The organism is Mesorhizobium sp. BR115XR7A (assembly GCF_020165315.1).
In the GTDB taxonomy this organism is placed as follows: domain Bacteria; phylum Pseudomonadota; class Alphaproteobacteria; order Rhizobiales; family Rhizobiaceae; genus Mesorhizobium; species Mesorhizobium australicum.
The window spans coordinates 737,830-762,018 of the sequence record NZ_JAIUHW010000001.1 but is presented as its reverse complement, the minus strand read 5'-3'; the positions used below and the strand labels follow the sequence as shown (position 1 = coordinate 762,018).

The 24,189-nt window shown below is 63.5% G+C and carries 27 protein-coding genes; 15 read left to right on the top strand and 12 right to left on the bottom strand.

Translation table 11 applies throughout. The annotated features are described in order from the left end of the window. Window positions 1-286: 286 nt before the first annotated feature. The 4 genes from LB557_RS04055 to LB557_RS04040 all read right to left on the bottom strand — a co-directional run bounded on the left by LB557_RS04055 (window position 287) and on the right by LB557_RS04040 (window position 2,681). Window positions 287-1,072, bottom strand: coding sequence for an alanine and proline-rich secreted protein Apa (locus LB557_RS04055; RefSeq protein WP_224643247.1), 786 nt, complete (start codon window positions 1,070-1,072; stop codon window positions 287-289). A gap of 70 nt (window positions 1,073-1,142) precedes the next feature. Continuing rightward, window positions 1,143-1,400 carry a hypothetical protein gene (locus LB557_RS04050; protein WP_015318556.1) on the bottom strand — a complete coding sequence of 86 codons (258 nt, stop codon included), beginning with the start codon at window positions 1,398-1,400 and terminating at the stop codon, window positions 1,143-1,145. Window positions 1,401-1,751: 351 nt separating this feature from the next. Next, entirely contained in the window at window positions 1,752-2,129 is a 378-nt protein-coding gene (locus LB557_RS04045; RefSeq protein ID WP_140718306.1) for a TIGR02301 family protein, read from the bottom strand. Window positions 2,130-2,258: 129 nt separating this feature from the next. Continuing rightward, the gene (locus LB557_RS04040) at window positions 2,259-2,681 is read right to left on the bottom strand and encodes an NUDIX hydrolase (protein WP_140663065.1); all 423 of its coding nucleotides are present in this window, start codon (window positions 2,679-2,681) and stop codon (window positions 2,259-2,261) included. Between the two features lie 128 nt (window positions 2,682-2,809). On the opposite strand from LB557_RS04040, the gene LB557_RS04035 reads away from it, so the two are divergent. Next, on the top strand, window positions 2,810-3,571 hold the full coding sequence (locus LB557_RS04035) for an SOS response-associated peptidase (protein WP_140718304.1): 762 nt from the start codon (window positions 2,810-2,812) through the stop codon (window positions 3,569-3,571). Window positions 3,572-3,646: 75 nt separating this feature from the next. Here the strand turns inward: LB557_RS04035 and LB557_RS04030 are convergent, their stop codons facing one another. After that, window positions 3,647-3,802, bottom strand: a complete 156-nt coding sequence (locus tag LB557_RS04030; protein ID WP_015318552.1) for a hypothetical protein — start codon at window positions 3,800-3,802, stop codon at window positions 3,647-3,649. 413 nt (window positions 3,803-4,215) lie between these two features. Between LB557_RS04030 and cysS the strand changes: the two genes are divergently transcribed. The 8 genes from cysS to rarD all read left to right on the top strand — a co-directional run bounded on the left by cysS (window position 4,216) and on the right by rarD (window position 11,282). Then, the gene (gene cysS, locus LB557_RS04025; RefSeq protein WP_224643246.1) at window positions 4,216-5,667 is read left to right on the top strand and encodes a cysteine--tRNA ligase; all 1,452 of its coding nucleotides are present in this window, start codon (window positions 4,216-4,218) and stop codon (window positions 5,665-5,667) included. Between the two features lie 280 nt (window positions 5,668-5,947). Next, window positions 5,948-6,352, top strand: a complete 405-nt coding sequence (locus LB557_RS04020) for an endonuclease domain-containing protein (protein WP_224643245.1) — start codon at window positions 5,948-5,950, stop codon at window positions 6,350-6,352. Continuing rightward, on the top strand, window positions 6,349-6,735 hold the full coding sequence (locus LB557_RS04015) for a VOC family protein (protein WP_015318548.1): 387 nt from the start codon (window positions 6,349-6,351) through the stop codon (window positions 6,733-6,735). The genes LB557_RS04020 and LB557_RS04015 overlap by 4 nt, the downstream gene beginning before the upstream one ends. Window positions 6,736-6,741: 6 nt before the next feature. Then, a complete protein-coding gene (locus LB557_RS04010; protein ID WP_015318547.1) occupies window positions 6,742-7,233 on the top strand; it encodes a GFA family protein in 492 nt (163 codons plus the stop codon). Continuing rightward, complete coding sequence (locus tag LB557_RS04005) at window positions 7,230-7,706, top strand: GFA family protein (RefSeq protein ID WP_140663054.1); 477 nt, start codon at window positions 7,230-7,232, stop codon at window positions 7,704-7,706. Before LB557_RS04010 ends, LB557_RS04005 begins: the two co-directional genes overlap by 4 nt. Further along, a complete protein-coding gene (pip, locus tag LB557_RS04000) occupies window positions 7,703-8,653 on the top strand; it encodes a prolyl aminopeptidase (protein WP_015318545.1) in 951 nt (316 codons plus the stop codon). The genes LB557_RS04005 and pip overlap by 4 nt, the downstream gene beginning before the upstream one ends. Beyond that, on the top strand, window positions 8,650-10,272 hold the full coding sequence (cimA, locus tag LB557_RS03995; protein WP_181177885.1) for a citramalate synthase: 1,623 nt from the start codon (window positions 8,650-8,652) through the stop codon (window positions 10,270-10,272). Before pip ends, cimA begins: the two co-directional genes overlap by 4 nt. A gap of 83 nt (window positions 10,273-10,355) precedes the next feature. Beyond that, entirely contained in the window at window positions 10,356-11,282 is a 927-nt protein-coding gene (gene rarD, locus LB557_RS03990; RefSeq protein WP_140718288.1) for an EamA family transporter RarD, read from the top strand. Here rarD and LB557_RS03985 read toward each other — a convergent pair. From LB557_RS03985 to LB557_RS03970, 4 genes are all read right to left on the bottom strand, one after another. Further along, on the bottom strand, window positions 11,260-12,258 hold the full coding sequence (locus LB557_RS03985; RefSeq protein WP_224643244.1) for a transporter: 999 nt from the start codon (window positions 12,256-12,258) through the stop codon (window positions 11,260-11,262). The two genes, rarD and LB557_RS03985, sit on opposite strands and share 23 nt — an antisense overlap. 108 nt (window positions 12,259-12,366) lie before the next feature. Beyond that, a complete protein-coding gene (locus LB557_RS03980; protein WP_224643243.1) occupies window positions 12,367-13,149 on the bottom strand; it encodes a glucose 1-dehydrogenase in 783 nt (260 codons plus the stop codon). Between the two features lie 158 nt (window positions 13,150-13,307). Then, window positions 13,308-13,475, bottom strand: coding sequence for a hypothetical protein (locus LB557_RS03975; RefSeq protein ID WP_224713008.1), 168 nt, complete (start codon window positions 13,473-13,475; stop codon window positions 13,308-13,310). 80 nt (window positions 13,476-13,555) lie between these two features. Continuing rightward, entirely contained in the window at window positions 13,556-14,167 is a 612-nt protein-coding gene (locus tag LB557_RS03970; protein ID WP_015318539.1) for a TIGR00730 family Rossman fold protein, read from the bottom strand. Window positions 14,168-14,294: 127 nt separating this feature from the next. On the opposite strand from LB557_RS03970, the gene LB557_RS03965 reads away from it, so the two are divergent. The 4 genes from LB557_RS03965 to LB557_RS03950 all read left to right on the top strand — a co-directional run bounded on the left by LB557_RS03965 (window position 14,295) and on the right by LB557_RS03950 (window position 18,554). Next, window positions 14,295-15,776 (top strand): LysM peptidoglycan-binding domain-containing protein, encoded by a 1,482-nt coding sequence (locus tag LB557_RS03965; protein ID WP_224644191.1) that lies wholly within the window; start codon window positions 14,295-14,297, stop codon window positions 15,774-15,776. Window positions 15,777-15,855: 79 nt separating this feature from the next. Next, entirely contained in the window at window positions 15,856-16,203 is a 348-nt protein-coding gene (locus LB557_RS03960; protein WP_015318537.1) for an ArsR/SmtB family transcription factor, read from the top strand. A gap of 25 nt (window positions 16,204-16,228) precedes the next feature. Continuing rightward, window positions 16,229-18,112: an ABCB family ABC transporter ATP-binding protein/permease gene (locus LB557_RS03955; RefSeq protein WP_015318536.1), complete on the top strand. Its 1,884-nt coding sequence runs from the start codon at window positions 16,229-16,231 to the stop codon at window positions 18,110-18,112. Between the two features lie 94 nt (window positions 18,113-18,206). Continuing rightward, window positions 18,207-18,554 carry an antibiotic biosynthesis monooxygenase gene (locus LB557_RS03950; RefSeq protein WP_224644190.1) on the top strand — a complete coding sequence of 116 codons (348 nt, stop codon included), beginning with the start codon at window positions 18,207-18,209 and terminating at the stop codon, window positions 18,552-18,554. Here the strand turns inward: LB557_RS03950 and LB557_RS03945 are convergent. Further along, window positions 18,551-19,417 (bottom strand): SMP-30/gluconolactonase/LRE family protein, encoded by an 867-nt coding sequence (locus tag LB557_RS03945; protein WP_224644189.1) that lies wholly within the window; start codon window positions 19,415-19,417, stop codon window positions 18,551-18,553. The two genes, LB557_RS03950 and LB557_RS03945, sit on opposite strands and share 4 nt — an antisense overlap. 405 nt (window positions 19,418-19,822) lie before the next feature. Between LB557_RS03945 and LB557_RS03940 the strand changes: the two genes are divergently transcribed. Beyond that, a complete protein-coding gene (locus LB557_RS03940) occupies window positions 19,823-20,521 on the top strand; it encodes a phosphatidylserine decarboxylase (protein WP_015318533.1) in 699 nt (232 codons plus the stop codon). Window positions 20,522-20,523: 2 nt separating this feature from the next. Then, window positions 20,524-21,342, top strand: a complete 819-nt coding sequence (locus LB557_RS03935; RefSeq protein WP_411970514.1) for a CDP-alcohol phosphatidyltransferase family protein — start codon at window positions 20,524-20,526, stop codon at window positions 21,340-21,342. 27 nt (window positions 21,343-21,369) lie between these two features. On the opposite strand, the gene LB557_RS03930 is transcribed toward LB557_RS03935, so the two are convergent. Together LB557_RS03930 and LB557_RS03925 are read right to left on the bottom strand one after the other, a co-directional pair. After that, entirely contained in the window at window positions 21,370-23,592 is a 2,223-nt protein-coding gene (locus LB557_RS03930) for an AMP-binding protein (protein ID WP_224644188.1), read from the bottom strand. 102 nt (window positions 23,593-23,694) lie between these two features. Next, window positions 23,695-24,102, bottom strand: a complete 408-nt coding sequence (locus tag LB557_RS03925; RefSeq protein ID WP_140618441.1) for a tautomerase family protein — start codon at window positions 24,100-24,102, stop codon at window positions 23,695-23,697. Window positions 24,103-24,189: the final 87 nt, after the last annotated feature.

The following is a 24,189-nucleotide window of genomic DNA, read 5'->3' as shown; positions in this document are numbered from 1 at the left end:
GTTTTTCGCCTCGTATCTGCAACATCAAACCGGACACGTCGCGAGCGAAGGCCATGAAGGAAGTCAGAAGCCTGAGCACAGGATTATCTCTGAAGCCCTCGCGCTTATGGACCGCGATTTCCTGACCGCGGTCCAATGCTGGTTCGGTGGCGGGACAAGCGATCGGGTTGAAAAGCATTCGAATTTGGCCGGGTGCTGACGTAAGTGCAAAACCTGCTGGCCCGCTCAAATAGCAACATCGTCCACGATGCTGTTCGCATCCTGGCGCAACCAGGCGGGGGCGCCTTCAGTCGCCGGCGACGAAGAAGGTCCATTGCCCGGCTGGCGTGATGCCGACGCGATAGAAGATGTAGGCTCCGAACTGCTTCATGTCGTCGAAATCGCCGGCGGTGACGATCTTGAACAGCTCGACCCGTTGCTTGGCGTCGAGCTTGTCCAGCGGCAGCGCGAAGAAATACGGCCAGACATAGAGGTCCTGTGGCGTGCCTGCATCGACATGGACGTAGCCTGCGGAAAGCACTTCCTCCAGAATGGCCAGGATCTCCTGGCCATCAGGGTCGCCGGACAGCCCCTTGAGGAAGGTGATGGCGTCGCCGTCGATGTCGGCCAGCGACAGCTGGGTCATGCTGTCGCCCTTGCCGATCAAAGGCCTGAGCTTCTCGATGTCGCCGCTCTTGCAGGCCTCGATGATCAAGTCATGCATGCGCCGCACGGGCTCGGGCAGCTTGCCGAGATCATAGACGACTTCCGGCAGAGGTGCCTCGGGATCGACACGCGGCCTGTTGCTGCCGCCATCCGATGGGCTGTCCGGCTCAGCGGCGTCGGGAGCGGCCGGCTGGCTTGTCGAAGGCGGCGTTCCCACCGGGTCAGGCATGGGAATCGCGCTTCCGGGCGGCGAAACATCGTCCTCCGACGGTGTGGCTGGCGCGGGGAGCTCTTCGCGTTTGATCTCGCTCAGCGCTTGAGCCGGACTGCTGGCCAGGCAAGTCGTGAAGGCAACCGCGGCACAGCAAGCAGCGAGGCGGATGTAGAGGCCCAAGCCCTTCGGCTTGCCTGACATCGGAAAATTCACTGCCCGTATCTCCCTACTTCCGGGCATGACACCCGAACGGCATTCGATCGTCAGAGAACCTGATATCGGTTCAGTGCCGCAGCCGCTCAGGTTCGAAGGCGCCTGCGATCACCTTCTCGCGCATGCGGTCGAGCAGGGCAAGGGCCGAGGTTTCGCCGTTGGCGCGCAACATTTCACCGAATGCCGTCTCAAGGGCCGCCTCGGCGATGATTTCTGGCTCAATACCGGCCGAGAGGCCTTCCGCCCAGGCTTCGCTGTGGCTCTCAACCGCCGTCAGGCGCTTCTCTTCCCTGACCAGCGCGTCGATGTCGTTGGCAGCATGTTCCATAAGCGATGTCCACCCTTCCAAGCGGCAACCCATCAGTGTGGATCAGGCTTGATCTGTTCCATTCATAGGCAGCTTCAAGTAAGTATCTGTAAATACGACATTTTTTTGATCGTCATTTACAGGGGCCAAGTGTGTTTGGCGAAGCTGCGTTTCAACCCGGATCAAACTTAGCCGATTAGGCTGGCCTGCGGGGCGAAAACCTTCAGTTTGAGTTAATTGCGCCTTCGCGTGATAACGTTTGATTAACGCTGTTGCAGAAGTGCAACATCAGAATTGCACCAAGATGTGGGCGGCGACAAGCCGGATATATCGAGATCCCTGGCGGTGGGCCTGATATCTGTTGATGAATGCTCAGTTGCCATACCGCGAGGCGATATCGCGCGACAGCGTCTCGCCTTCTTTCATGTAACGGCTGATGGCTTCAGTGGCCGAAGCGGTGCACTGGGTATAAGTGCCGCCGAAGGAACGGTAGCCGCGATTGAAGCTGGCGATGAAGCGGGCGCGGCGCTCTGGGTCCGGGTTTTCCGAATCGAGCAGTTTTTCCATCTCGCCACGCCACTGGTCGCCCTTCTCCCCGCAGAGATTGCGCAGGAAATGCAGCGACCCGAGAACTTCCGCCAATCGCATCAGCCCCGGCTCGAACGGCGACTCGGCACTGAAGGCAGGCCGCGCCGGGACGACCGCGCTGACCGCAAGGCAAATGGCAAGGAGCACTGACGGACGATTCATAAACCTTCTCTGCCTGACGGCTTAGGCCTTGTGGTCTGCCTGATGGCCTGAGACGTCGTGGCTGGCGAGACAACATAAGCCTTGTGACGAAACAATTTGTCGCCTGCAAGGCGGTTTTTCAGTGCCGTGTCAGCGGGCTTGAACGGGACCGAGGAGTTCCTCGGCGACCGCGAACACCGAGCCGGCGAGCGGCAGCAGGGTCATCTCCTTGAGTGTATAGAAGGCGGCTGTCTCGGCGTCGTCGCGGGCCTCGGCCTCGCCACCGGCATAGATGGCGCCGAAGACCGTGAGGAGATAATCGACCGGGTGGCTGTCTTGCCTGCCGTCGATGTGGATTTCCCGAAGCGGGCGAAAGCCGGCGGCGCGCAAGCCGGTCTCTTCCATCAGTTCACGCCGTGCCGCGTCCTCCAGCGTCTCGCCGGCTTCGACCTTACCGCCGGGAAAGGCGTAGAGCCCTTGCGAGGGCGAACGCGCCCGCTTGACCAAGAGTACGGTGTCGCCGCGCACGACGGCTACGGAAACGGCCGGAAGTACCTTGCGTGCTGTGTCCATCGATCCTTGATCAACTCATTTGAGACAGCTCTTTTGTGGACCGGCAGCATGGGCAAGCTTTAGCGGTTGCGCAACGCCGGTTCGATCGCCACTTTCAACACCGAACTATTCGAAAGACACAATCGATCATGTGCGGACGTTTTGCCTTGACCGCCACGCCGGACCAGACCGCTGCCTTGCTGGGCCTTGCGGAGCTGGAGGATTTCCCGGCCCGCTACAACATCGCACCGACACAGCCGGTCCTGATGGTGACCGCTGGCGTGCCGCGAGCCCCAGGCTCCAATCTGCCGGACCGGCAGCCGATGCTGGTGCGCTGGGGCCTGATCCCAGCTTGGGTGAAGGACACCAGGGAGTTTCCGCTGCTGTTCAACGCGCGCTCCGAAGGTGCGATCGAGAAGGCCTCGTTCAAGGCCGCCATGCGCCATCGCCGCGCGCTGGTGCCGGCATCCGGTTTCTACGAATGGCGGCAGACCGGAGGCAAGAAGGGGCAACCCTATTGGATCCGGCCCAGGCATGGCGGGTTGATCGCCTTTGCAGGTCTGATCGAAACCTATGCCGAGCCCGGTGGCTCGGAGATGGACACCGGCGCTATCCTGACCGTCAACGCCAACGCCGATATCGCCCATATCCATGACCGAATGCCGGTGGTGGTCGATATTTCTGACTTTGCCCGTTGGCTGGATTGCCGCACGCTCGAACCGCGCGATGTCGTCGATTTGCTGCGGCCGGCGCAGCCCGACTTCTTCGAGGCGATCCCTGTCTCCGACCTCGTCAACAAGGTTGCCAACACTGGACCGGAGATTCAAGAGAGGGGCGAAATCGGGCCGGAACCCGAGAAGGTCAGGCGCCAGAAACCTAGCGCGGACGACAGTCAGATGACGCTGTTCTAGCGAAGCCGGTCGAAGTCTAAGTTCAGGACGCCTGTTCTCGCCCTCATCGTCGGCGATTGCGCCAGCCGCGTCATCTCAGGCAGCGCGAGGCGACACGATCTTCTGCGCCGGCTTCTTCTTCTTGGCGGTGTGAAGAAGGGCAGCGACGATGGCGGCCGGGCCGATTGCGCGATAGTGGTTGGCCAGCGCCGGTTGCTTGGCGCGGTTGGCTTCCTGCTTGCTTCGAGGCATGTTTCTCTTCCCTGGTAACATTTCCGTGTCTGCGTTTGCTGGTTGATTCCGACCAAATCGTGACGCGTGGTGATCTAGCCGGCGAATGTTTCATGACTGTGCCGACATGTTTAATAAAATGTTTCACTGACTGATTCCGCGTGACCGGGCGATGCGTTTGCCAGCCCTCGCTACCTTTTCCCGGGATCCGCGACTTGACGGCAACACTGGTCAGGGCGATAAAGCCGCCGATGAAAACGTCTTTCGCCATTTGTGGCATTTGCATTATTGGCTAGCCTCGCGCTGGTCCGGACGTTTTCGCCTCATCTTCCCCAGAGTGGACAAACGCCCCGGCCAGCAGGCTGGAACCTGATTTGCGCCTCGGCGCTGGGCTGGCTCCATCCAGACAAGAAGTTCTGAACGGGAAGCATCGAATGTCTGACGCATCAAAGGGCCTGCGCCTCTACAACACGCTGACGCGCACGAAAGAGGGCTTCGTGCCGATCGATCCGCTTGACGTGCGCATGTATGTCTGCGGCCCGACCGTTTACGACTTCGCCCATATCGGCAACGCCAGGCCGGTGATCGTGTTCGACGTGCTGTTCCGCTTATTGCGCCACCTCTACGGCGAGACGCACGTGACCTATGTGCGCAACATCACCGACGTCGACGACAAGATCAACGCGCGGGCGCTACGCGATTTCGGCGGCGAGATCGCTTCGGGAACCCTTTCGCTCAACGAAGCGATCCGACGGGTGACCGAAAAAACGGCCGACCAGTTCCACAGGGATGTCGCGACGCTTGGCTGCCTGGAGCCGACGGTCGAACCGCGCGCCACCGAATTCGTCGAACCGCGCGCCGACGGCAAGGCTGATATGATCACCTTGATTAAGCGCCTGATCGAACGCGGCCATGCCTATGTCGCGGCAGGCGAAGTTCTGTTTGATACGGCCTCGATGCCCGACTATGGTCAATTGTCGAAGCGCAATCTCGACGAGCAGCAGGCCGGTGCCCGCATCGCCGTCGACGCCCACAAGAAGAACCCCGGCGATTTCGTGCTGTGGAAACTGTCATCGCCGGAAGAGCCCGGCTGGCAAAGTCCATGGGGCAGGGGCCGGCCCGGCTGGCATATCGAATGCTCGGCCATGTCGGCCGCCTATCTCGGCGAGGTCTTCGATATCCATGGCGGCGGCCTCGATCTGATCTTCCCGCATCATGAGAACGAGATCGCCCAGTCGCGCTGCGCCCACGGCACCGATGTCATGGCCAATGTGTGGATGCACAATGGTTTCCTGCAGGTCGAGGGCCAGAAAATGTCGAAGAGCCTCGGCAATTTCTATTCGATCCAAGAATTGCTCGAGACCGAGACCTTCGGCGGCCGCAGATGGCCTGGCGAGGTGCTGCGGCTGGCGATGCTGATGACGCACTACCGCGAGCCGATCGACTTTTCCGTGCGCAAGCTTGAGGAGGCGGAGAACACGCTACGCAAATGGAAACGCGCGTCGGACCTGGCGCCGGCTGCGGGAAGCCAGGTGCCGGCGGAAGTCGTGGAGGCGCTGTCGGATGATCTTGCGACCTACGCGGCCTTCCAGCAACTGACCCAGCTTGCCGGTGAGGCAACCGACTTCAGCGGCGCTGGCGAGAATGGCGCCGCGGCTTCCTTGAAAGCCTCGCTCGCATTCCTCGGTTTCGACGTCGGCGCGGCCAAGGTCGACGAGGCCGCGATTGCGGAAACCATCGCCAGGCGCCTGCAGTTCATCGCTGCCAAGAACTGGGCCGAGGCCGACCGCATCCGCGATGAACTTCTGGCCAAGGGCGTGCAGTTGAAGGATGGCAAGGACCCGGTCACCGGCGAGCGCGTGACGACGTGGGAGGTGAAGCGGTGAGGGTGGCGCCAGGCACCTTTGCGGTTTTGGCGGGGGCGCCGGTGACAGCCGATCTCCCCCCTTGCGGGGGAGATGTCCGGCAGGACAGAGGGGGGTGTGACGGAACACCGGCGTTTCCGTTTGTTCACCCTCGCCGCAAACATTTATTGAGAAGGCAGTGGTCGCAAGCTGATAGATCGGCGGGACAGCACCCCCCTCTGCCCTGCCGGGCATCTCCCCCGCAAGGGGGGAGATCAGCTCTCGTCGCCGATTTCGCTAATTGCTGGCGAAGGGGTGTTTGATGGGGCACGATCTCGTTCCGTCCCGTCAACGCAAGAATGCAAAATCCATGCGGCGCGTCATGACCGATGCCGAGCTGAAGCTTTGGAATGAGTTGCGTGCTCACCGGCTGATGGGAATGAGCTTTCGGCGGCAGGGGCTGATTGGGCCTTATGTCGTTGACTTTGCTTGCTCGGCTCATCGCTTGATAGTCGAAGTTGACGGCAGCCAGCATGCCGACGCGGAACATTCAAAACGCGATCAGGCAAGAAGCGCTTATCTGAGCGCCAGCGGCTGGACCATCCTGCGCTTCTGGAATGACGACGTGATCCGCGATATCGACAATGTCTGCCAGCACATCGTTATCGCGGCCGGTCTGGCCGGCGCCGAAGTGCCGGAGCCAGCAACGGAGGAGCTCGTTTCATGATCGACCATCTCGGCATCACCGTTTCCGATTTCGATGCCTCCAAGGCCTTTTACGACAAGGCGATGGCGCCGCTGGGTGGCTCGCTGCTTTATATGGTGCCGCAGGAATACACTGGTGGCGCCAAGGTCGGCGGCTATGGCCGCGACCGGCCGGTGTTCTGGTTGAGCGCGGCCAGGGAAAAGCCCCGAGATCATCAGCACGTCGCCTTCACCGCGCGCAGCCGCGCCGAGGTCGACGCCTTCCACGCCGCCGCCCTTGCAGCCGGCGGCAAGGACAATGGCGGACCGGGCCTGCGTCCGCACTATCACCCCAACTATTACGGCGCCTTCGTCCTCGATCCCGACGGCAACAATGTCGAGGCGGTCTGCCATGATCCGGAGTGAAAACCGATGAGCCTCGACAACCGGCCAGTCTACACAGGCGGCTGCCAGTGCGGTGCGGTGCGCTTCCGCGTCGAAGGCGCGCTCGGCGACGCCTCGGTCTGCCACTGCCGCATGTGCCAGAAGGCCAGCGGCAATTTCTACCTGCCGCTGGTCTCGGTGCGCGGCGCCAAGGTCGACTGGACGCGCGGCGAACCCAAGCGGTTCCGTTCCTCCAATGTCGTATGGCGCGGTTTCTGCGCCGAATGCGGCACGCCGCTGACCTTCGAGGCGCCCGACGGCATGGCTCTGGCGATCGCCGCCTTCGACGATCCGGCTGGTATCGCGCCGACCATCCAGTGGGGCACGGAAGCAAAACTGCCCTATGTGGATTCCATTCCGCGATTGCCGGGCGAGGACACGATGGCGGATATCGGCTCGGCTCCTTATCTCGCCGAGCTCGTCTCCTATCAGCATCCCGACCACGACACCGACCAATGGCCGCCGGAGGAAAGACCATGACCGAAACTGTCCGAACCGGCGGCTGCCAATGCGGCGCCGTGCGCTTCCGCATCAAGGGGGCGCTGGGACGTGCGTCCATCTGCCATTGCCGCATGTGCCAGAAACAGTTCGGCTCCTTCTTCGGCGCGCTGGTGACGGTACCCAAGGACGGCGTCGAATGGACCCATGAAGAACCAAGTTATTTCCAGTCTTCGGTCAACATCGATCGCGGCTTCTGCGCCCGTTGCGGCACGCCGCTGACCTACCGGCAGCCCGGCGGGCTCGAGATCGCCATCGGCGCCTTCGACGACCGCTCGGATCTGGCGCCGCGGATCCAGGTCAACTATGCGGCACGGCTGCCTTGGGTCGAGACGATCTTCGACCAGCCTGTCCACCAGGATCCCGATTATTACGCGCGGCAGGAGCAGATCATCTCCTTCCAACACCCCGATCACGAAACGGCCAACTGGCCGCAACAGGGCCTGAAAATATGAGCTTGCGCACCCTCTACCCGGAAATCGAACCGTTCGACTCGGGGATGCTCGATGTCGGCGACGGCCATATGGTCTATTGGGAGCGGTCGGGCACCAAGGGCGCCAAGCCGGCCGTGTTCCTGCATGGTGGGCCGGGCGGCACCATTTCGCCAAAACACCGGCGGCTGTTCGACCCCAAGCTCTACGACGTCATCCTTTTCGATCAGCGCGGCTGCGGAAAATCGACGCCAAACGCCTCGCTGGAGGCCAACACGACATGGCATCTCGTTGCCGACATCGAGCGACTGCGCGAAATGGCCGGCTTCGACAATTGGCTGGTGTTCGGCGGTTCCTGGGGCTCGACGCTGGCGCTCGCCTATGCCGAGACACACCCTGATCGCGTCAGCGAACTGGTGGTGCGCGGCATCTACACGCTGACCCGCGCCGAGCTCGAATGGTACTATCAATTCGGCGTCTCGGAGATGTTCCCCGACAAATGGGAGCGTTTCCTGGCGCCGATCCCGCAGGCCGAGCGCGGCGACATGATGGCCGCCTACCGCAAGCGGCTGGTCGGGTCCGACCGAAAGGCGCAGATCGAGGCCGCCCGCGCCTGGAGCCTGTGGGAGGGCGAGACGATCACGCTGCTTCCTGAACCCGAAACCAGCGGTCCGTTTGGCGAGGACGACTATGCCGTCGCCTTCGCCCGCATCGAAAACCACTATTTCGTCCATGCCGGCTGGCTCGAGGAGGGACAGTTGCTGCGCGATGCCGGGAAGCTCAAGGACATCCCCGGCACCATCGTCCACGGCCGCTACGACATGCCGTGCCCGGCGCGCTACGCCTGGGCGCTGCACAAGGCCTGGCCGAAGGCGGACTTTCATCTGATCGAAGGCGCCGGTCATGCCTATTCGGAGCCGGGCATCCTCGACCGGCTGATCCGCGCGACGGACAAGTTTGCGGGCAAATGACGATGAGCCGCGAGCGCCTCTATCTCTTCGACACCACGCTCCGCGACGGCCAGCAGACGCCGGGCATCGACTTTTCGGTCGAGGACAAGATCGCGATTGCCAAACTGCTTGACGAGTTCGGCTTCGACTATGTCGAAGGTGGTTATCCCGGCGCCAATCCGACCGACACTGCATTCTTCCAGCAGAAGCGCACGGCACGCGCAAAATTCGTTGCTTTCGGCATGACCAAGCGGGCTGGAGTCTCAGCCTCTAACGATCCGGGGCTGGCGGCGCTTGTCCAATCGAAATCGGACGCCATCTGCTTCGTCGCCAAGAGCTGGGACTACCACGTTCGCGTGGCGCTCGGTTGCACCAACGAGGAGAACCTCGACTCCATAAAAGTCTCCGTCGAGGCATCGGTCGCTTCGGACAAGGAAGCGATGGTCGATTGCGAGCATTTCTTCGACGGCTTCAAGGCCAATCCGGACTATGCGCTCGCTTGTGCGAAAACGGCCTACGACGCCGGTGCGCGCTGGGTGGTGCTTTGCGACACGAATGGCGGCACGCAGCCCTCGGAAGTGCGGGCAATCGTCGAGAAGGTTATCGCCGCAGGCATTCCGGGAGAGCATCTCGGCATCCATGCCCATGACGACACCGGCCAGGCGGTGGCCAATTCCCTTGCCGCCGTCGAGGCCGGCGTGCGCCAGATCCAGGGCACGCTGAATGGCATCGGCGAACGTTGCGGCAACGCCAATCTGATCTCGATCCTGCCGACACTGGCGCTGAAGCCGGCTTTCGCCGACCGCTTCGAGACGGGAATCTCAGCCGAAGCGCTTACCGGCATTTCGCGCCTGTCGCGCGCCTTCGACGAATTGTTGAACCGCGCTCCGGAAGCGCAGGCGCCCTATGTCGGCTCCTCCGCCTTTGCCACCAAGGCGGGTATCCACGCTTCGGCGCTGGCCAAGGAGTCGGCGACCTATGAGCATGTGGAGCCGCAGGCCGTGGGCAACCGCCGCCGCGTCATGGTCTCCGACCAGGGCGGCAAGGCCAATTTCCTCGCAGAGTTGAAGCGGCGCGGCATCGATGTGCCGAAGGACGACCATCGGCTCGACGCCCTGATATCGGTGGTCAAGGAGCGTGAGGCCTCGGGCTACGCCTATGAGGGCGCCGACGCCTCCTTCGAACTCCTGGCGCGCAAGATGCTGCATGGCCTGCCCGAATTCTTCCACGTCACCTCGTTCCGCTGCATGATTGAACGCCGCTTCGATGCCAATGGCCAGTTGAAGACGGTGTCGGAAGCAGTGGTCAAGGTGCTGGTCGAGGGCGAGGAGAAGATGTCGGTGGCCGAGGGCCATGGCCCCGTCAACGCGCTCGACATTGCGCTGCGCAAGGATCTCGGCAGATACCAGAACGAGATCGCGGATCTCGAGCTTGCCGACTTCAAGGTGCGTATCCTCAATGGCGGCACCGAGGCCATCACCCGCGTGCTCATCGAATCGCATGACGGTACCGGTGCGCGCTGGTGGACGGTCGGGGTCTCGGAAAACATCATCGACGCCTCGTTTCAGGCGTTAATGGATTCGATCGTCTACAAGCTGATGAAGAATCGCGAGATGGCGGGGCTGGTGGCGGCGGAGTAAGTTTGAACCATCAGCGAAAGTCCATTGATCCATCAGAACTTTGCGATGGTCTTGCCAAGATTACTGGGCCATAGCGTTGGGCCATGGCCGCTGAAGCAATTACCCCCGATGCAGAATCGAAAGCCCGCCGCGGCTTCTTGCTGGCGCTGGGTGCCTATCTCTTGTGGGGGTTGCTGCCCTTCTACATGAAGGCGGTGGCGCATCTGCCGCTTGCCGAGGTGATTGCACACCGCATCGTCTGGTCGGTGCCGATTGCCGCGGCGGTCCTGGTCTGGGCCGGCCGCACGGCCGACTTCAAGGTGGCGATCCGCTCGCCTCGCACCATCGCCATGGCGGGGCTGACGGCGGCGCTGATCTCGGTCAACTGGGGCATCTATGTCTGGGCGATCGCGGTCGACCGCACCGTCGAGACGGCATTGGGCTATTACATCAACCCACTGGTGAACGTCGTGGTCGGCGCACTGCTGCTCGGCGAGCGGCTCGACCGGTTGCAGATCGCGGCGGTGGTGCTTGCGGCGGTCGCCGTCGCCGTGCTGACAATCGACGGCGGCAAACTGCCCTGGGTGTCGCTGGCATTGGCGTTTTCCTTCGCCGCCTACGGCTTCTTCCGCAAGACGCTGCCGATCGGTCCCAGCCAGGGCTTCCTGCTCGAAGTGCTTTTGCTGTCGGTGCCGGCGCTGGGCTACATCGTCTTCCTTATCGCCACCGGACAGGACCATTTCGTCTCCAGCAATGGCACCGACACCGCGCTGCTCATCGGCTGCGGGCCGGTGACGGCCGTGCCGCTGCTGCTGTTCGCCTTTGGCGCCAAGCTGCTGCGCCTCTCGACCATCGGCATCATGCAGTACATAGCGCCGACCATGGTGTTTCTGATTGCCGTGCTGATCTTCGACGAGCCGTTCGGCACCACGCAGGCCATCGCCTTTGCCCTGATCTGGGCGGCTCTTGCGGTCTATTCCTGGTCCATGCTGGCGACGGCGCGCCGGGCTACATCTGCCCGAGCCGCCTGACAAAAAGATAGGTCACGCCCGCGATCAGCAGCGACGCGCCCGTGATCACCCAAAAACCCAACGGGGTGTTGACCAGCGGCAAACCGCCGACATTCATGCCGAACAGGCCTGAGATGATGGTCATCGGCAACAGCACCGCCGTCATCACCGAGAGCACGTAAAGCAGCCGGTTCGACTGCGTCGTCAGCTTGGCCATCAGCTCGTCCTGCAGCAGCCGGGCGCGCGCCTGCAACTGCTCGCCGTCATAGTGCAGCGTCTGTGCGCGGTGCGAAAGCCGCGCCGCCATGTCGTTGATCGAATCCGGCAGGTCGTTGCGGTGCGAATGGTCGAGATGGCGAAACAGGTTGGTCAGCGTCGCCATCTGCCGGTGGATGACCACCAGATGCCGGCGTGCATCGACCAGCGCCTGCCGCTCATTGTGCCATGCGTCGCAGACGATGCGGTCCTCAATGCCGTCGAGACTGTCGCTGAGTGCCGCGAGTTCCGTCGCCATCCCGTCGAACGACTGGCCGACGACAGCCTCGATCAGCTCGGCCGGAGACCGGAACTTGCGCGATCCGTTCTCGATCGCCTTGCGGATGTTGTCGACCGATTGCAGCGGCTGCTTGCGGGCGCCGACCAGCATCGTGTCGTTGAGGGCGAAGCGGAAATGACCAAGCCCGCCGGCTTCCGCCGAATAATCATGGCGCAGGTCCGGCAGATCGCCATAGAGCCAGTCATCCTCGAGGTCGATGTGGCAGCCATGACTGGCGGTCAGGAAGGCTTCGCGCACCGGCGCCGGCAAGGCCTGATCGGCGCCGATCTCGTGGCGCGCATGCATGTCGGAAAGCTGGTAGCTGCGCCATGTCCAATGCGCGGCGGCGGCATCCCTGGTGCGCACCCCCTCGGTGGTAAAGTGGTAGATGAAGAACAGACCGTGCTCATCGGGCAGGTAAGGCGACAGGTCAGTGCCCTCGGAGGGGATGGCGATGTTCATGGCGGCTTCGCCGGTCTCTGATGCGGTCGGGGTCGCGGGGGCGGCCAAGCGCGATTTCTAGCACGGCATCCCCGATTTAGTGTGACTGTTCCGTGACGGCGTGCCCCCTTACAGGACGCTGGTGATCCCGCCATCCACCAGCAGCGTCTGTCCGTTCACGAAACTGGCGGCGTCGGACGCCAGGAACACGGCAGCGCCCGCGAGTTCCCTCACTTCGCCCCAGCGCCGCATCGGCGTGCGGCCGGTCAGCCAGGCGGAGAATGTCTCGTCGGCGACCAGCGCGGCGTTGAGCTCGGTCTTGAAATAGCCCGGCGCGATGGCGTTGACGCGCACGCCGTGCTGGCCCCATTCGCCGGCCATCGACTTGGTCAGCATGGTGATGGCGCCCTTGCTCGCCGCGTAGGGCGCGATCGACGGGCGGGCGAGCACGCTCTGCACCGAGGAGACATTGATGATCGACCCCCTTTGGCGCGCGATCATGCCCTTTACGACGGCCCGGCTCACCTTGAACACGCCGTCCAGGTTGGTGGCCATCAGCGCGTCCCAGTCGGCGTCGCTGAAGGTCTCCAACGGCGCCCGTCGCTGGATGCCGGCATTGTTGACCAGGATGTCTATCGGTGCGGTGCCGGTTTCCGCCGCCGCGATTGCCTGGTCGACCGACTGGGTGTCGGTCACGTCGATCACCGCTTCCATGATCGAATGGCCCGGGGCGCGCAACTTGTCCGCGGCCGCTTTCAGATCGTCGGCCTTGCGGCCGCCGATCGTGACGCGCGCGCCGGCGCTCGCAAGCGCCTCCGCGAAGGCGAGGCCCAGGCCACGGCTGGCGCCGGTTATGAAGGCATGCTTGCCTTCGAGGCCGAACAGTTGGCCGAGATAGTCGGTCGAATGCAATTTGCACCTTCATCGATTGCGATTTATCGCCCGTCAGTCGAAGGCTCGTTCGGCCCTTGGCAAGCGGCAGCGCCAGCGTGCCGCGTGGCTTGATGAGATGCAAGGCGCTTGTCGGCCTGGCGGTCCTGCTGACGACCTCGATTGCGCGGCCGTCGGCCTCAGCGCTTCGGCCCAAACCCCGGATAGGGGTTGAGTGGCACGATCGCGGCAATGTCCATCATGTCGGCCTTGACCAGTGGCAAGGTGGCGAGATGGCCGCGCACATCGGCATCGCTGCCGACTTCGAACATCATGCCGCTGCCGGGAATGTCGCCGACCTGGGGCAAGCTGCTCGGAGGGAGCAGGGAGCAGGCAGTAGGGGGAAGTGTACGCTCCGACACTGCAAACCTACTGCTCTCCCGCAACCTTACATCTTGTCGATCACCGACTGGACGCCCTCGGTCGGTGCGTCGACCGAGGAGCCGGCGACCATGATGGCGGCGACGATGGCCTCGGGGTCGTTGACGACCAGCGGCTTCACACGCTGCGCGGTATGAATGAAGCCTTCCGCCGCCATGTGATCAAGCAACGCCGTCATCGGATCCCAGAATCCGTTGACGTTGCCGAAGACGATCGGTTTGCGGTGATGGCCAAGCTGCGCCCAGGTCATGATCTCGACGATCTCCTCGACTGTGCCGATGCCACCAGGCAGCGCCACAAAGGCGTCGGATTTCTCGAACATCTTGTGTTTGCGCTCGTGCATGTTGTCGGTGATCGACAACTCGTCGAGCCGGTCAAGCGCGGTTTCGGTTGCTTCCTTGTTGATCAGGAAGCGCGGAATGATGCCCGTCACCTTGCCGCCGGCCTTGAGCGCGCCTTCGGCGACGGCGCCCATAATGCCTTTGGTGCCGCCGCCATAGACCAGCCGCAGGCCTGCCTTTGCAATTGAGCGTCCAAGCAGGTGGCCGGCCTTGACATAAATTTCATCGCGGCCCGGAGATGAGCCGCAATAGACGCAAACGGATCGAATCGTGTTCATGCCGATGATTGGTGATTGGGTCTGAAAGCGCGGTCAAGCCCTAGGGTTGAGAAGGCCGGGCTTTTTCTTGTCGGTCATGGCAAAACACGCTAGACCGGCGTTAGGTGGCTAAGGGGCAGGGAAATACATGGCAATCAATCCATTGAAGGCGTTCTTGTTCGCGGCGGGTGGGACCGTCGCGGCCGCGGGAACCGCCTATGTGTCGGGCGCACTCGACCCGTATCTTCATCGCACACCGCCGGCGGAAGTCGCGGCGTTGACGCCGCCCGCGGCGCCGAAGCCGGCCGATCCTGGCACGGAAGGGCGCCTGCCGGCTCCGGCGATGCCGGCCGCGTCGGGCGCGGCACCTCAGGCGACGGCCCCGGCAGCACCTGCAACCGACGCTGCGGCGCCTGCGGCGCCCGCGACGGCGGATCCGATCGCGCCGACTTTCGATGTCGTACGGGTCGAGAGCAACGGCTCGATCGTCGTTGCCGGCAACGCGGCGCCCAACTCGAAAGTCGAAATTCTCAACGGCGCGACGGTGATCGGCTCCACGGTTGCTGGTCCCGATGGCGCCTTTGTCATCGTGCTCGAAGACCCGCTGAAGCCCGGCGACTATACGATCGCCCTGCGTTCGACGGTTGGCGCGGTCGTGACCGCCTCGGCGCAGACCGCAGTCGTCTCGGTGCCCGCGAATGCGGCTGGCCAGGTGCTGGCCATGGTCGAGGAGCCGGGCAAGCCGGCCGAACTGCTGACGGTTCCGGCATCTGAGCCAAAGCCGGCGCCGGCAACCGGCGACCAGGCTGCCGCTCCTGCTGCTGAAGCGCCCGCCGCGCCGGCGACGGCCACGCCAGCCGTGGTTGAAGCAAAACCCACTCCGGCGGCACCGGCCGCGCCCGCGGCAGCCGTCGCCGAACCAAAGATCGTGGTCGAGGCAGTCGAGATCGACGGCAACAAGATCTTTGTCGCCGGCCTCGCCGATCCGGGCCGCAAGGTGCGCGCCTACGCCAACGACATCCTGCTCGGCGACGCGCAGACCTCGTCGGACGGCCATTTCCTGGTCGAGGCGACGCGCGATATTCCGGTCGGCAGCTATACCATCCATGTCGACGGCCTCGATGCCGATGGCGTGAAGGTGGTGGCCCGCGCCGCGGTGCCCTTCGAGCGCGAACCGGGCGAGGCGGTCGCCGCCGTTGCCCCCGCCGAGACCAAGCCCACCGAGACCAAGCCCGCCGAGGCCAAGCCCGCGGCGCCCGCTGTTGCCGCCGCTGCTCCGGGCGAGACCGCGCCGGCTCCCGCCGCGCCAGCCACCGAGGCTCCGGCTAACGTCGCGGCAGCCACGCCGCCAAGCGACGTGCCCGAAATCGTGTCGCCCAAGCTCGAACATGCCGACAGCGCGGTCATCATTCGGCGCAACGACACACTGTGGCGGATCTCACGGCGCGTCTATGGTCACGGCGTGCGCTACTCCACCATATACCTCGCCAACCAGGACCAGATCAGGAATCCGAACCGCATCTGGCCGGGGCAGGTGTTCAAGGTTCCGGAAAAGTCGAAGGAAGGCGAAGCCGCCGACCTCAAGGCAATGGGCGAGCAGGCGACGACCGCACCGATGAAGACGGAATAGGGATAGACCGGCAATTCCGGCGATCTACCCATCGGCCTAGCTTGCCCTGTCATCGTTCATCGTCTATCGCCGATGAACGATGACAGAATGCGTTCCCTTACCAGATCATGCCGCCTCGGCACTGCCTGGCTGCATGCCGGACAGCCGCGCTGTCGCGGCGCGGTTCGCAGCACTTTCGCATCCGGCGCGGATCGAGATACTGAGGCATCTGTCGGCCAGCAATTCCTGCTGCTGCCGTGAGGTCGTCGACCGTTTCGCTCTGGCCCAGTCGACGATCTCCCAGCATCTGAAAATATTGGTCGAGGCGGGCCTCGTCCGGTTTGAGCCCGACCGTCAGCGATCGCGCTATGCGGTCGATCGCGCGGCACTTGCCGACGTATCGGCATCGCTGGGCGCGCTCATCAATTCCTGCTGCTCCGGCCGCTGACCCTCTCACCCAAAAGGCAAGAAAAGTGGCCGAAAAAACCGTCTCCTCCGACACCTCGACACTCACGACACTGCGCAATCTCTGGCCCTATATGTGGCCGGCCGACCGCGCCGATCTCAGGGCGCGGGTGACCTGGGCGACGCTGCTGCTGGTCGTCGCCAAGGTGACGCTGGTCGCCGGTCCCTATTTCTTCAAATGGGCGACCGATGCGCTGGCGGGCGGCTTCAAAACGCCACCGCCGCTGCCATCGTTCATGCTTGCCCCGGTGATGCTGGTCATTGCCTACAATGTGCTGAGGCTCGTCCAGCTCGGCTTCAACCAGCTGCGCGATGCGCTGTTTGCCCGGGTCGGCCAGCATGCGGTTCGCCAGCTTGCCTTCCGCACCTTCGTGCACATGCATCAGCTGTCGCTGCGCTTCCACCTGGAGCGCCGCACCGGCGGCCTGTCGCGCATCATCGAGCGCGGCACCAAGGGCATCGAAACGATCGTCCGCTTCATCATGCTCAACACCGCGCCGACGATCCTCGAATTCGCGCTGACCGCGGGCATATTCGGTTTCACCTATGGCTGGAAATATGTGGCCGTGGTGGCGGTCACCGTCTGCCTCTACGTCTGGTTCACGGTCAAGGCCAGCGATTGGCGCATCTCGATCCGCCGCGACATGAACGACAGCGACACCGACGCCAACACCAAGGCGATCGACTCGCTGCTCAACTTCGAGACGGTCAAGTATTTCACCAATGAGCGCATGGAGGCCGAGCGCTTTGACCGCTCGATGGCGCGTTACGAGATCGCCGCAACCAAGACATGGACCTCGCTCGGCTGGCTAAACTTCGGCCAGGGCTTCATCTTCGGCGTCGGCACGGTCGTCGTCATGTGCATGTCGGCGCTGGAGGTGCAGGCCGGCACCCAGAGCGTCGGCGATTTCGTTTTCATCAATGCCATGCTGGTACAGCTCTCCGTGCCGCTCAACTTTATCGGCTTCATCTATCGCGAAATCCGCCAGGGCCTCACCGACATCGAGCACATGTTCGACCTCCTCGACGTGCCGCAGGAGATCGTCGACAAGCCCAACGCCAAGCCGTTGGCCGTCAGCGCCGGCAAGGTCGAGTTCCGCGACGTCCACTTTTCCTATGATCCGAACCGCAAGATCCTGAAGGGCGTCTCCTTCGAGGTGCCGGCCGGCAAGACCGTTGCCATTGTCGGGCCGTCGGGCGCGGGCAAGTCGACCATCTCGCGGTTGCTGTTCCGCTTCTACGACGTGCAGGGTGGCCAGGTTCTGATCGACGGCCAGGACGTGAGGGATGTCACACAGGACAGCCTGCGCGCGGTGCTCGGCATGGTGCCGCAGGACACGGTGCTGTTCAACGACACCATCGCCTACAACATCCGCTACGGCCGTGTCGGCGCCGGCGAGGAGGAGGTGCGCAAGGCCGCCGAACTCGCCCAGATCGGGCCGTTCATCGAGAAGCTGCCCGACGGCTATAAGTCGATGGTTGGCGAGCGCGGGCTGAAACTTTCCGGCGGCGAGAAGCAGCGCGTGGCGATCGCCCGCACCATCCTGAAGGCACCGCCGATCCTGATGCTCGACGAAGCGACCTCCGCACTGGACAGTCATACAGAACAGGAGATCCAGGCCGCGCTCGACCTCGTCAGCAAGGGCCGCACCACCATCGTCATCGCCCACCGCCTGTCGACGGTGATTGCCGCCGACGAGATCATCGTGCTGAAGGACGGCCAGATCGCCGAGCGCGGCACTCATGTCGAGCTGATGCGAAAGCACGGCCTCTATGCCTCGATGTGGGACCGCCAGCGCGAGGCGACCGAAGCCGAGGAGCGGCTGCGCATTGCCCGCGAAAGCGACGAACTGGGTGTCGTCGTACGCCGGCGCACATCGGAGATGTCGTAGCTCAAAAAAGCTCTTGACCTCAACTTAGGTTGAGATTGTAGACCGTCGCCCGAGAGCCGCAAAACAGCATCGTCGAGGACGGAATCAAATGGATATGAGCTTTACGAATCAGGATGTTAACGGCGGCAGCGTGTTCAGGGTCGACAAGTTCGTGGTGCCCGCCAATGCCCGCGATGAAATCCTCACAAAGGTGAAGATGACGCATGAGTTGCTGCGTCTGCAGCAAGGCTTCGTCCAGGACTTTCTGCTCGAGCAATTCTCCGGACCGGGCGAATTCAACCTGGTCACCATCGTCGAATGGGAAAGCCAGGCTGCCGTCGACAATGTGGTACCGATCGTCAAGGCTGCTCACGAGCGCATCGCCTTCAACCCGCAGGAGACGATCGCCCGGCTCGGAGTGCGAGCTGATATCGCCAATTATCAGCGCGTGCCGGGACTCTAGCCAGGCCACCCCACACCCGGTGCCGGCGCTTCAATGCCGAGCACCTGGCCGGTGCGGGCCTCGCTTGTCATATGCTCGAAGCCGCGCCACTCGGCGGCGGTGATGAACAGCGTTTTCCGGTCCGCAGCGCCCAGCATGCAGGCAAAGCAGCCGCGATCGGCGGTGACGGTCTGCAAGACGTCACCGCCTTCGCGCACCCGCACGCAATGCTTGTTGGGAACGTCGGCATACCAGACCGCCCCGTCCGCATCGAGGCAGATGCCGTCGGGATATCCGTCGAGATCGGCCCAGGTGCGTCTGTTGGACAAGGAACCGTCGGCGGCAATGTCAAACGCGCTCAGCCGGTTGGCATGGGATTCGGCAATGATCAGCGTCTTGTTGTCCGGGGTCACCGCCATGCCGTTCGCAAAGGCGATAGTGTCCGCCACTTGCCTGACCGCGCCATCCGGTGTGACCAGCACGATGGTGCCGGGACCGAAATGCTGGCCGGCCGCCGGCGCCGGCCCGCCGCCATTGACGTAGATGTTGCCGCGCCCGTCGACGACGATCTCATTCCACGGGCTTTTCGACAGGCCGCGCAGGTCGGCGTGGATGACGAGCGAGCCATCGGCTTCCTGCCGCAACAGCAGGCCCTCGCGGCCTGAGACAACCAGCAGACGACCATCCGGCAGCCAGTCGATTGAGTAGGGCAGGACAGCCGGAATCGTGAGCATGATCTTGCGGCTGCCGCCGGCATCGACGGCGATGATCTCGCCGGTGCCCCAATTGCAGACCCACAGGCGTCCGTCATGCCAGCGTGGCGATTCCCCGAAGGCGAGACCTTCCATGACGATGTACGGTTTGTCGCCGGACGATATTCGCATGATCAGGAGCCTCCGTTGCGCGCGTCATCGGCCCTTGCGATGAAGCGCTTCCCACCAAGGACGGGCGAGATGAGAGTCTCCCGACAGCGGACCGCTGTATTTTCGCGCAGGAAGAACGCCGCATCGGTGTGACGTTGACGCCACAGGTGCCGGTCTGCGCAAGGGCGGCGTCGGCGCAGATAGGTTTTTCGGCCATTCTGGCTGCCTTGGCGCAGTCAAGGGATGGCTTTTGACGGCACGACAGGCATGCGACCCGGTATCCATTTCACGACACACGGAGCGCCCGGCTATCCGCGGTCACAGGCCCGCCCTTGCCCGTTCATCCGCGCCGGCGATTGTCGCGTTGCGGGCAGGGGGTGTTTCGGCTATTGAGGCCGGACCTGAAACAGGGACCGCCCCCAGCCCATGAGCCTTGTCGACACGGTCAAGAACGCGTTCGTACCGATCCATCGCGAAGGCTATCCCTTCATCGCGGCGTTTGGCGCGGCGACGCTGTTCCTCGGCTATTTCTCCTCGATCCTGTTCTGGATCGGCCTGATCCTGACCGCCTGGTGCGTCTATTTCTTCCGTGACCCCGAGCGCGTCACGCCTGTTGACGATCGCCTGGTGGTAAGCCCCGCCGATGGCATCGTCTCGGCGGTCGGGCCGGCCGTGCCACCGCGCGAGCTTGGCCTCGGCAATGTCGAGATGACCCGCATCTCCGTGTTCATGAACGTCTTTTCCTGTCACGTGAACCGCTCTCCGGTGCGCGGCCGCATCGCCAGGATCGAACACCGGCCGGGAAAATTCCTCAATGCCGAGCTGGACAAGGCGAGCACGGAAAACGAGCGCAACGGCCTCGTCATCGAGAGCCCCAACGGCACGGTGGCGGCAGTCCAGATCGCCGGCCTGGTGGCGCGCCGCATTGTCTGCTGGACCGAGGCCGGCGCTTCGATCGGCACCGGCGAGCGTTTCGGCCTGATCCGTTTCGGCTCGCGCGTCGACGTGTTCCTGCCCTTGACCGCCACGCCGCGCGTCGCCGTTGGCCAGACGGCGGTCGGCGGCGAAACCGTGCTCGCCGAATTCGGCGGTGTCGCCGGCACGCCCCTCGTGCGGATTTCCTGACGGTGGGCACGCAATATAAGAAATTCGAGGCCCATGCCAGCGGCGGTCCGCGCATCCGCGAGATCCCCATGCGCATGGTGCTGCCCAATCTGGTCACCGTGCTTGCCATCTGCGCCGGCCTGTCCGGCATCCGCTTCGGCTTCGAGGGGCGTTTCGAGCCGGCGGTGGTGATGGTGCTGCTGGCCGCTTTTCTCGACGGCATTGACGGCCGCCTGGCGCGGATGCTGAAGGCGACCTCCAAATTCGGCGCGCAGATGGATTCCCTGGCCGACATCGTCAATTTCGGCGTTGCGCCGGCACTGGTGCTCTATGCCTTCCTGCTCGACCGCGCCGGCTCGCCAGGCTGGATCGCGGCACTGCTGTTTGCGATCGCTTGCGGGCTGCGGCTGGCGCGTTTCAACGTGCTCGACGACGAGAACGCCGACCGCCCGATATGGCAGACCGAATATTTCGTCGGTGTGCCGGCGCCGGCAGGCGCCGTTCTGGTGATGCTGCCGCTCTATCTCTATTTCCTGCGGCTTGGGGTGGAGCCCAGCCGGCCGGCCGCCTTCGTCGCCACCGGCTTCACCATCCTGGTGGCCTTCCTGCTGGTCAGCCGCTTGCCAGTCTATTCAGGCAAGAGCATCAAGATCCCCGGCGACAGGGTGCTGCCGGTCATCCTCGCCGTCGTCCTCTACATTCTCTTGCTGATGACCTATCCCTGGTACACGCTGACGGCATCGGTCGCGGGCTACCTGATCTTTCTCCCATTCAGCGTGCGCGCCTACTCCAAGCGGGCCAAGCTGGAAGGCGAGAAAGTGCCGCCTTCGGACATAGGTTAGAAAGTCGGCCGAAGTCCTTGATCCGACTCAGGCCGCCACGCCAAGCCCGAGCCGGTCGATCGCCAGCTTTCTCGTCGACACATAGTCGGTCTTGCCGGAACCGAGCACCGGGATCTCCTCGACCTTGACGATGTCGTTAGGCACCATCAGTTCGGCCGCTCCGGCCTTTTTGCCGAACTGACGCAACTCCTCGGCGCTGGCATCGTCGGCGGTGGTGACCAGCACGATGCGCTCGCCCCGCCTCTTGTCCGGCACCGCCACCGCCGCATGGCGTTCTTCCGGCCAAAGCGACTGCACCAGCATCTCGACCGCACCCAGCGACACCATCTCGCCAGCGATCTTGGCGAAGCGCTTGGCGCGGCCGCGAATGCTGATGAAGCCTTCGCGGTCGACGGCGACGATATCGCCCGTGTCGTGCCAGCCGGTCAGCGGCTGGAGCTCGCCGGGGCGGTCCGCGGTCATGTAGCCCATCATCATGTTCGGCCCGTCGAGCCACAACTGGCCGGCATCGTTGATGCCTTCGACTGGCTCCAGTTTCATGCGAATGGCCGGCAGAAGCCGGCCGACCGTGCCGTCGCGGCCGTGGATCGCGGTGTTGACGGCAACCACGGGCGCCGCCTCGGTCAGTCCGAAGCCCTCGATGATCTCGGCCTGGAAGCGTTCGCGATAAACGCGGCGGGTATCCGGCTTCACCGCCTCGGCGCCGGCGACGACGAAGCGCAGACTGGAGAAATCCCCGTCCTTGGCGGTGCGCGCATAGTTGGCGAGGAACGTGTCGGTGCCGAACATGATGGTCGGTTTTACCTTGCGCGCGATCTCGGGGATGAGCTTGTAGTGGAGAGGCGAGGGATAGAGGAACAGCTTTACCCCGGTGACCAGTGGCAGGATGGTGCCGCCCGTCAGGCCGAACGAATGGAACACCGGCAACACGTTGAGCAGGATGTCCGCCGGCGAAATGGTGATCCGCGCCTCGGCCTGCATGGCATTGGCGAGGAGATTCTTTTGCGACAGAACAACGGCCTTCGGCGTGCCTTCGGAGCCCGAGGTGAACAGGATCACGCCGGGCTTTGCCGCGTCCTGTCGCTGCAGCGGCAGGCGCCACAGCAAGGCGGCTGCAAGCTTGTCCAGCGTGGTGACGCTTTCGCGTACATCTTCCAGCCACAGCAGCCTGGCGCCGCCCTTCTCGACCGCGGCGACGATATCGGCGAGATCGGCCTTCTCGACGAAGGCACGCGAAGAGACAACGGTGCGGATGACGGCGGTGCGGACAGCCGCGGTGACGCTTGCCGGCCCGGCCGTGTAGTTGATCATCGCCGCCACACGGCCCGCCGAGAGCAGGCCGACGAGCGACAGCACGACGCCGTTGGCGTTGGGCAGCATCACCCCCACAGCTTCGCCCGGCGCCGTCACCGCCTCGAAGCGCCTGCCCAGCACCCGCGCGCCGATGAACATCTTGCGGTAGCTCAGCGCCCCGGAAATGACGTCCTCGATGATCGCATGCGAAGCGCCGATCCTGGTTGCGGCGTCGCGCATGGCAAGGAACAGGCCGCGGTCGAGGTCGGTGCCAAAAAGCCGGGCCTCCGCGACGCGGTCGAACAGCGCATTGGTGTTGGAAGCCTGGTCCGGATTGCGCGCCACCAGTTCGGCGATCGTCATCGGCTCCAGGACACTGACCGACAGCCGTGGAAACCAGTGACGCGGTGCCTTGTCCGCCGGCGTCAGCGACACCGGCAGGTTGCGGGCGCCGGCGACGAAGATCGGCACGATGCGGGCGTCGGCCTGCATGGCGATGCGGGTGACGGCGCGGAACAGCCGAAACGTCTTGACGTCGGGCTCGACCGCGTCCGGCAGATAGACGGCCAGCCGGCCCTTGCCCTTCAGCACGCGCACCAGCCGGCGGCTGACGAAGACATGTTCGGCGTTGAAGGCAATGGTGCGGCCGAGTTCGCGCCATGGTTCGAGCCAAGGCGAACGCGCCGAGACCTCGTCGAGTATATGCAGCGTGTCTTCGGGCAGCAGCGACAGCATCAGCGCCGGCTCGAAGCGCGACTGGTGCGAGATGACATAGATGACCGGCACCTGCGCCTTGCGAGCGATCTTGATGCGATTGTCGCTGATCCGGTAGGCGAGCTTGAACGGTGCGTAGAGCAGCGCTTGGGTGAAGCGCAGGCCGAGGCGGAATTTTTCCACCACGCCGATCAGCAACCAGGCCACAACCAGACCCGCAAGCAGCGCCAGTGTCAGGATCATGCCGCGTCTCTCCCAACGATTTTGTCATTGCGGCTCTTGTGCGGCCGCTTCGGGGGCAGAGCCTAGCGGAAGTCGAGGCAAGGTCAATGCGGAAGGGCGCCCTCACGCCGCGTTCAGCCGCCCGCTGATGAAACGGAACTCCTGCGTCTTGCCGCCGTAGCCATAGGCCGCTGCCGGAACCTCATGCACGAAAGCATAGCTCTCCTGGTGCACGCCGCCTAGCAGGCGGCCAAAGGCATCGAAGATCGCCTTGAGATAGGCCTCCAGTTCGAGCTTTGTGTTGGTGCCGTCGACCACCTTGATGTCGAGCCAGAATGTGTTGGTGCCGTGCTCGGCGAGCGACTTGCCGCCGGCGAACCAGTGCTGCGGATCGAGATAGGACACGGCAACTGCGGTGATCGTCGGATCCTTGCGCAGATGCGTGGCGGTGATCTCGGTTATTTCCCTGGCGATGCTGGCCGACAGGGTGGCGTCGGGCTTGCCGGTGACGCTGACATTGATGATGGGCATTTTGCTCTCCTTGGTTTTTAGCGGCGTGGGCGCCGTTGAAGACCATGCCATCATCTTTTGATCGAAAAAACTGAATTGTTTTTAACT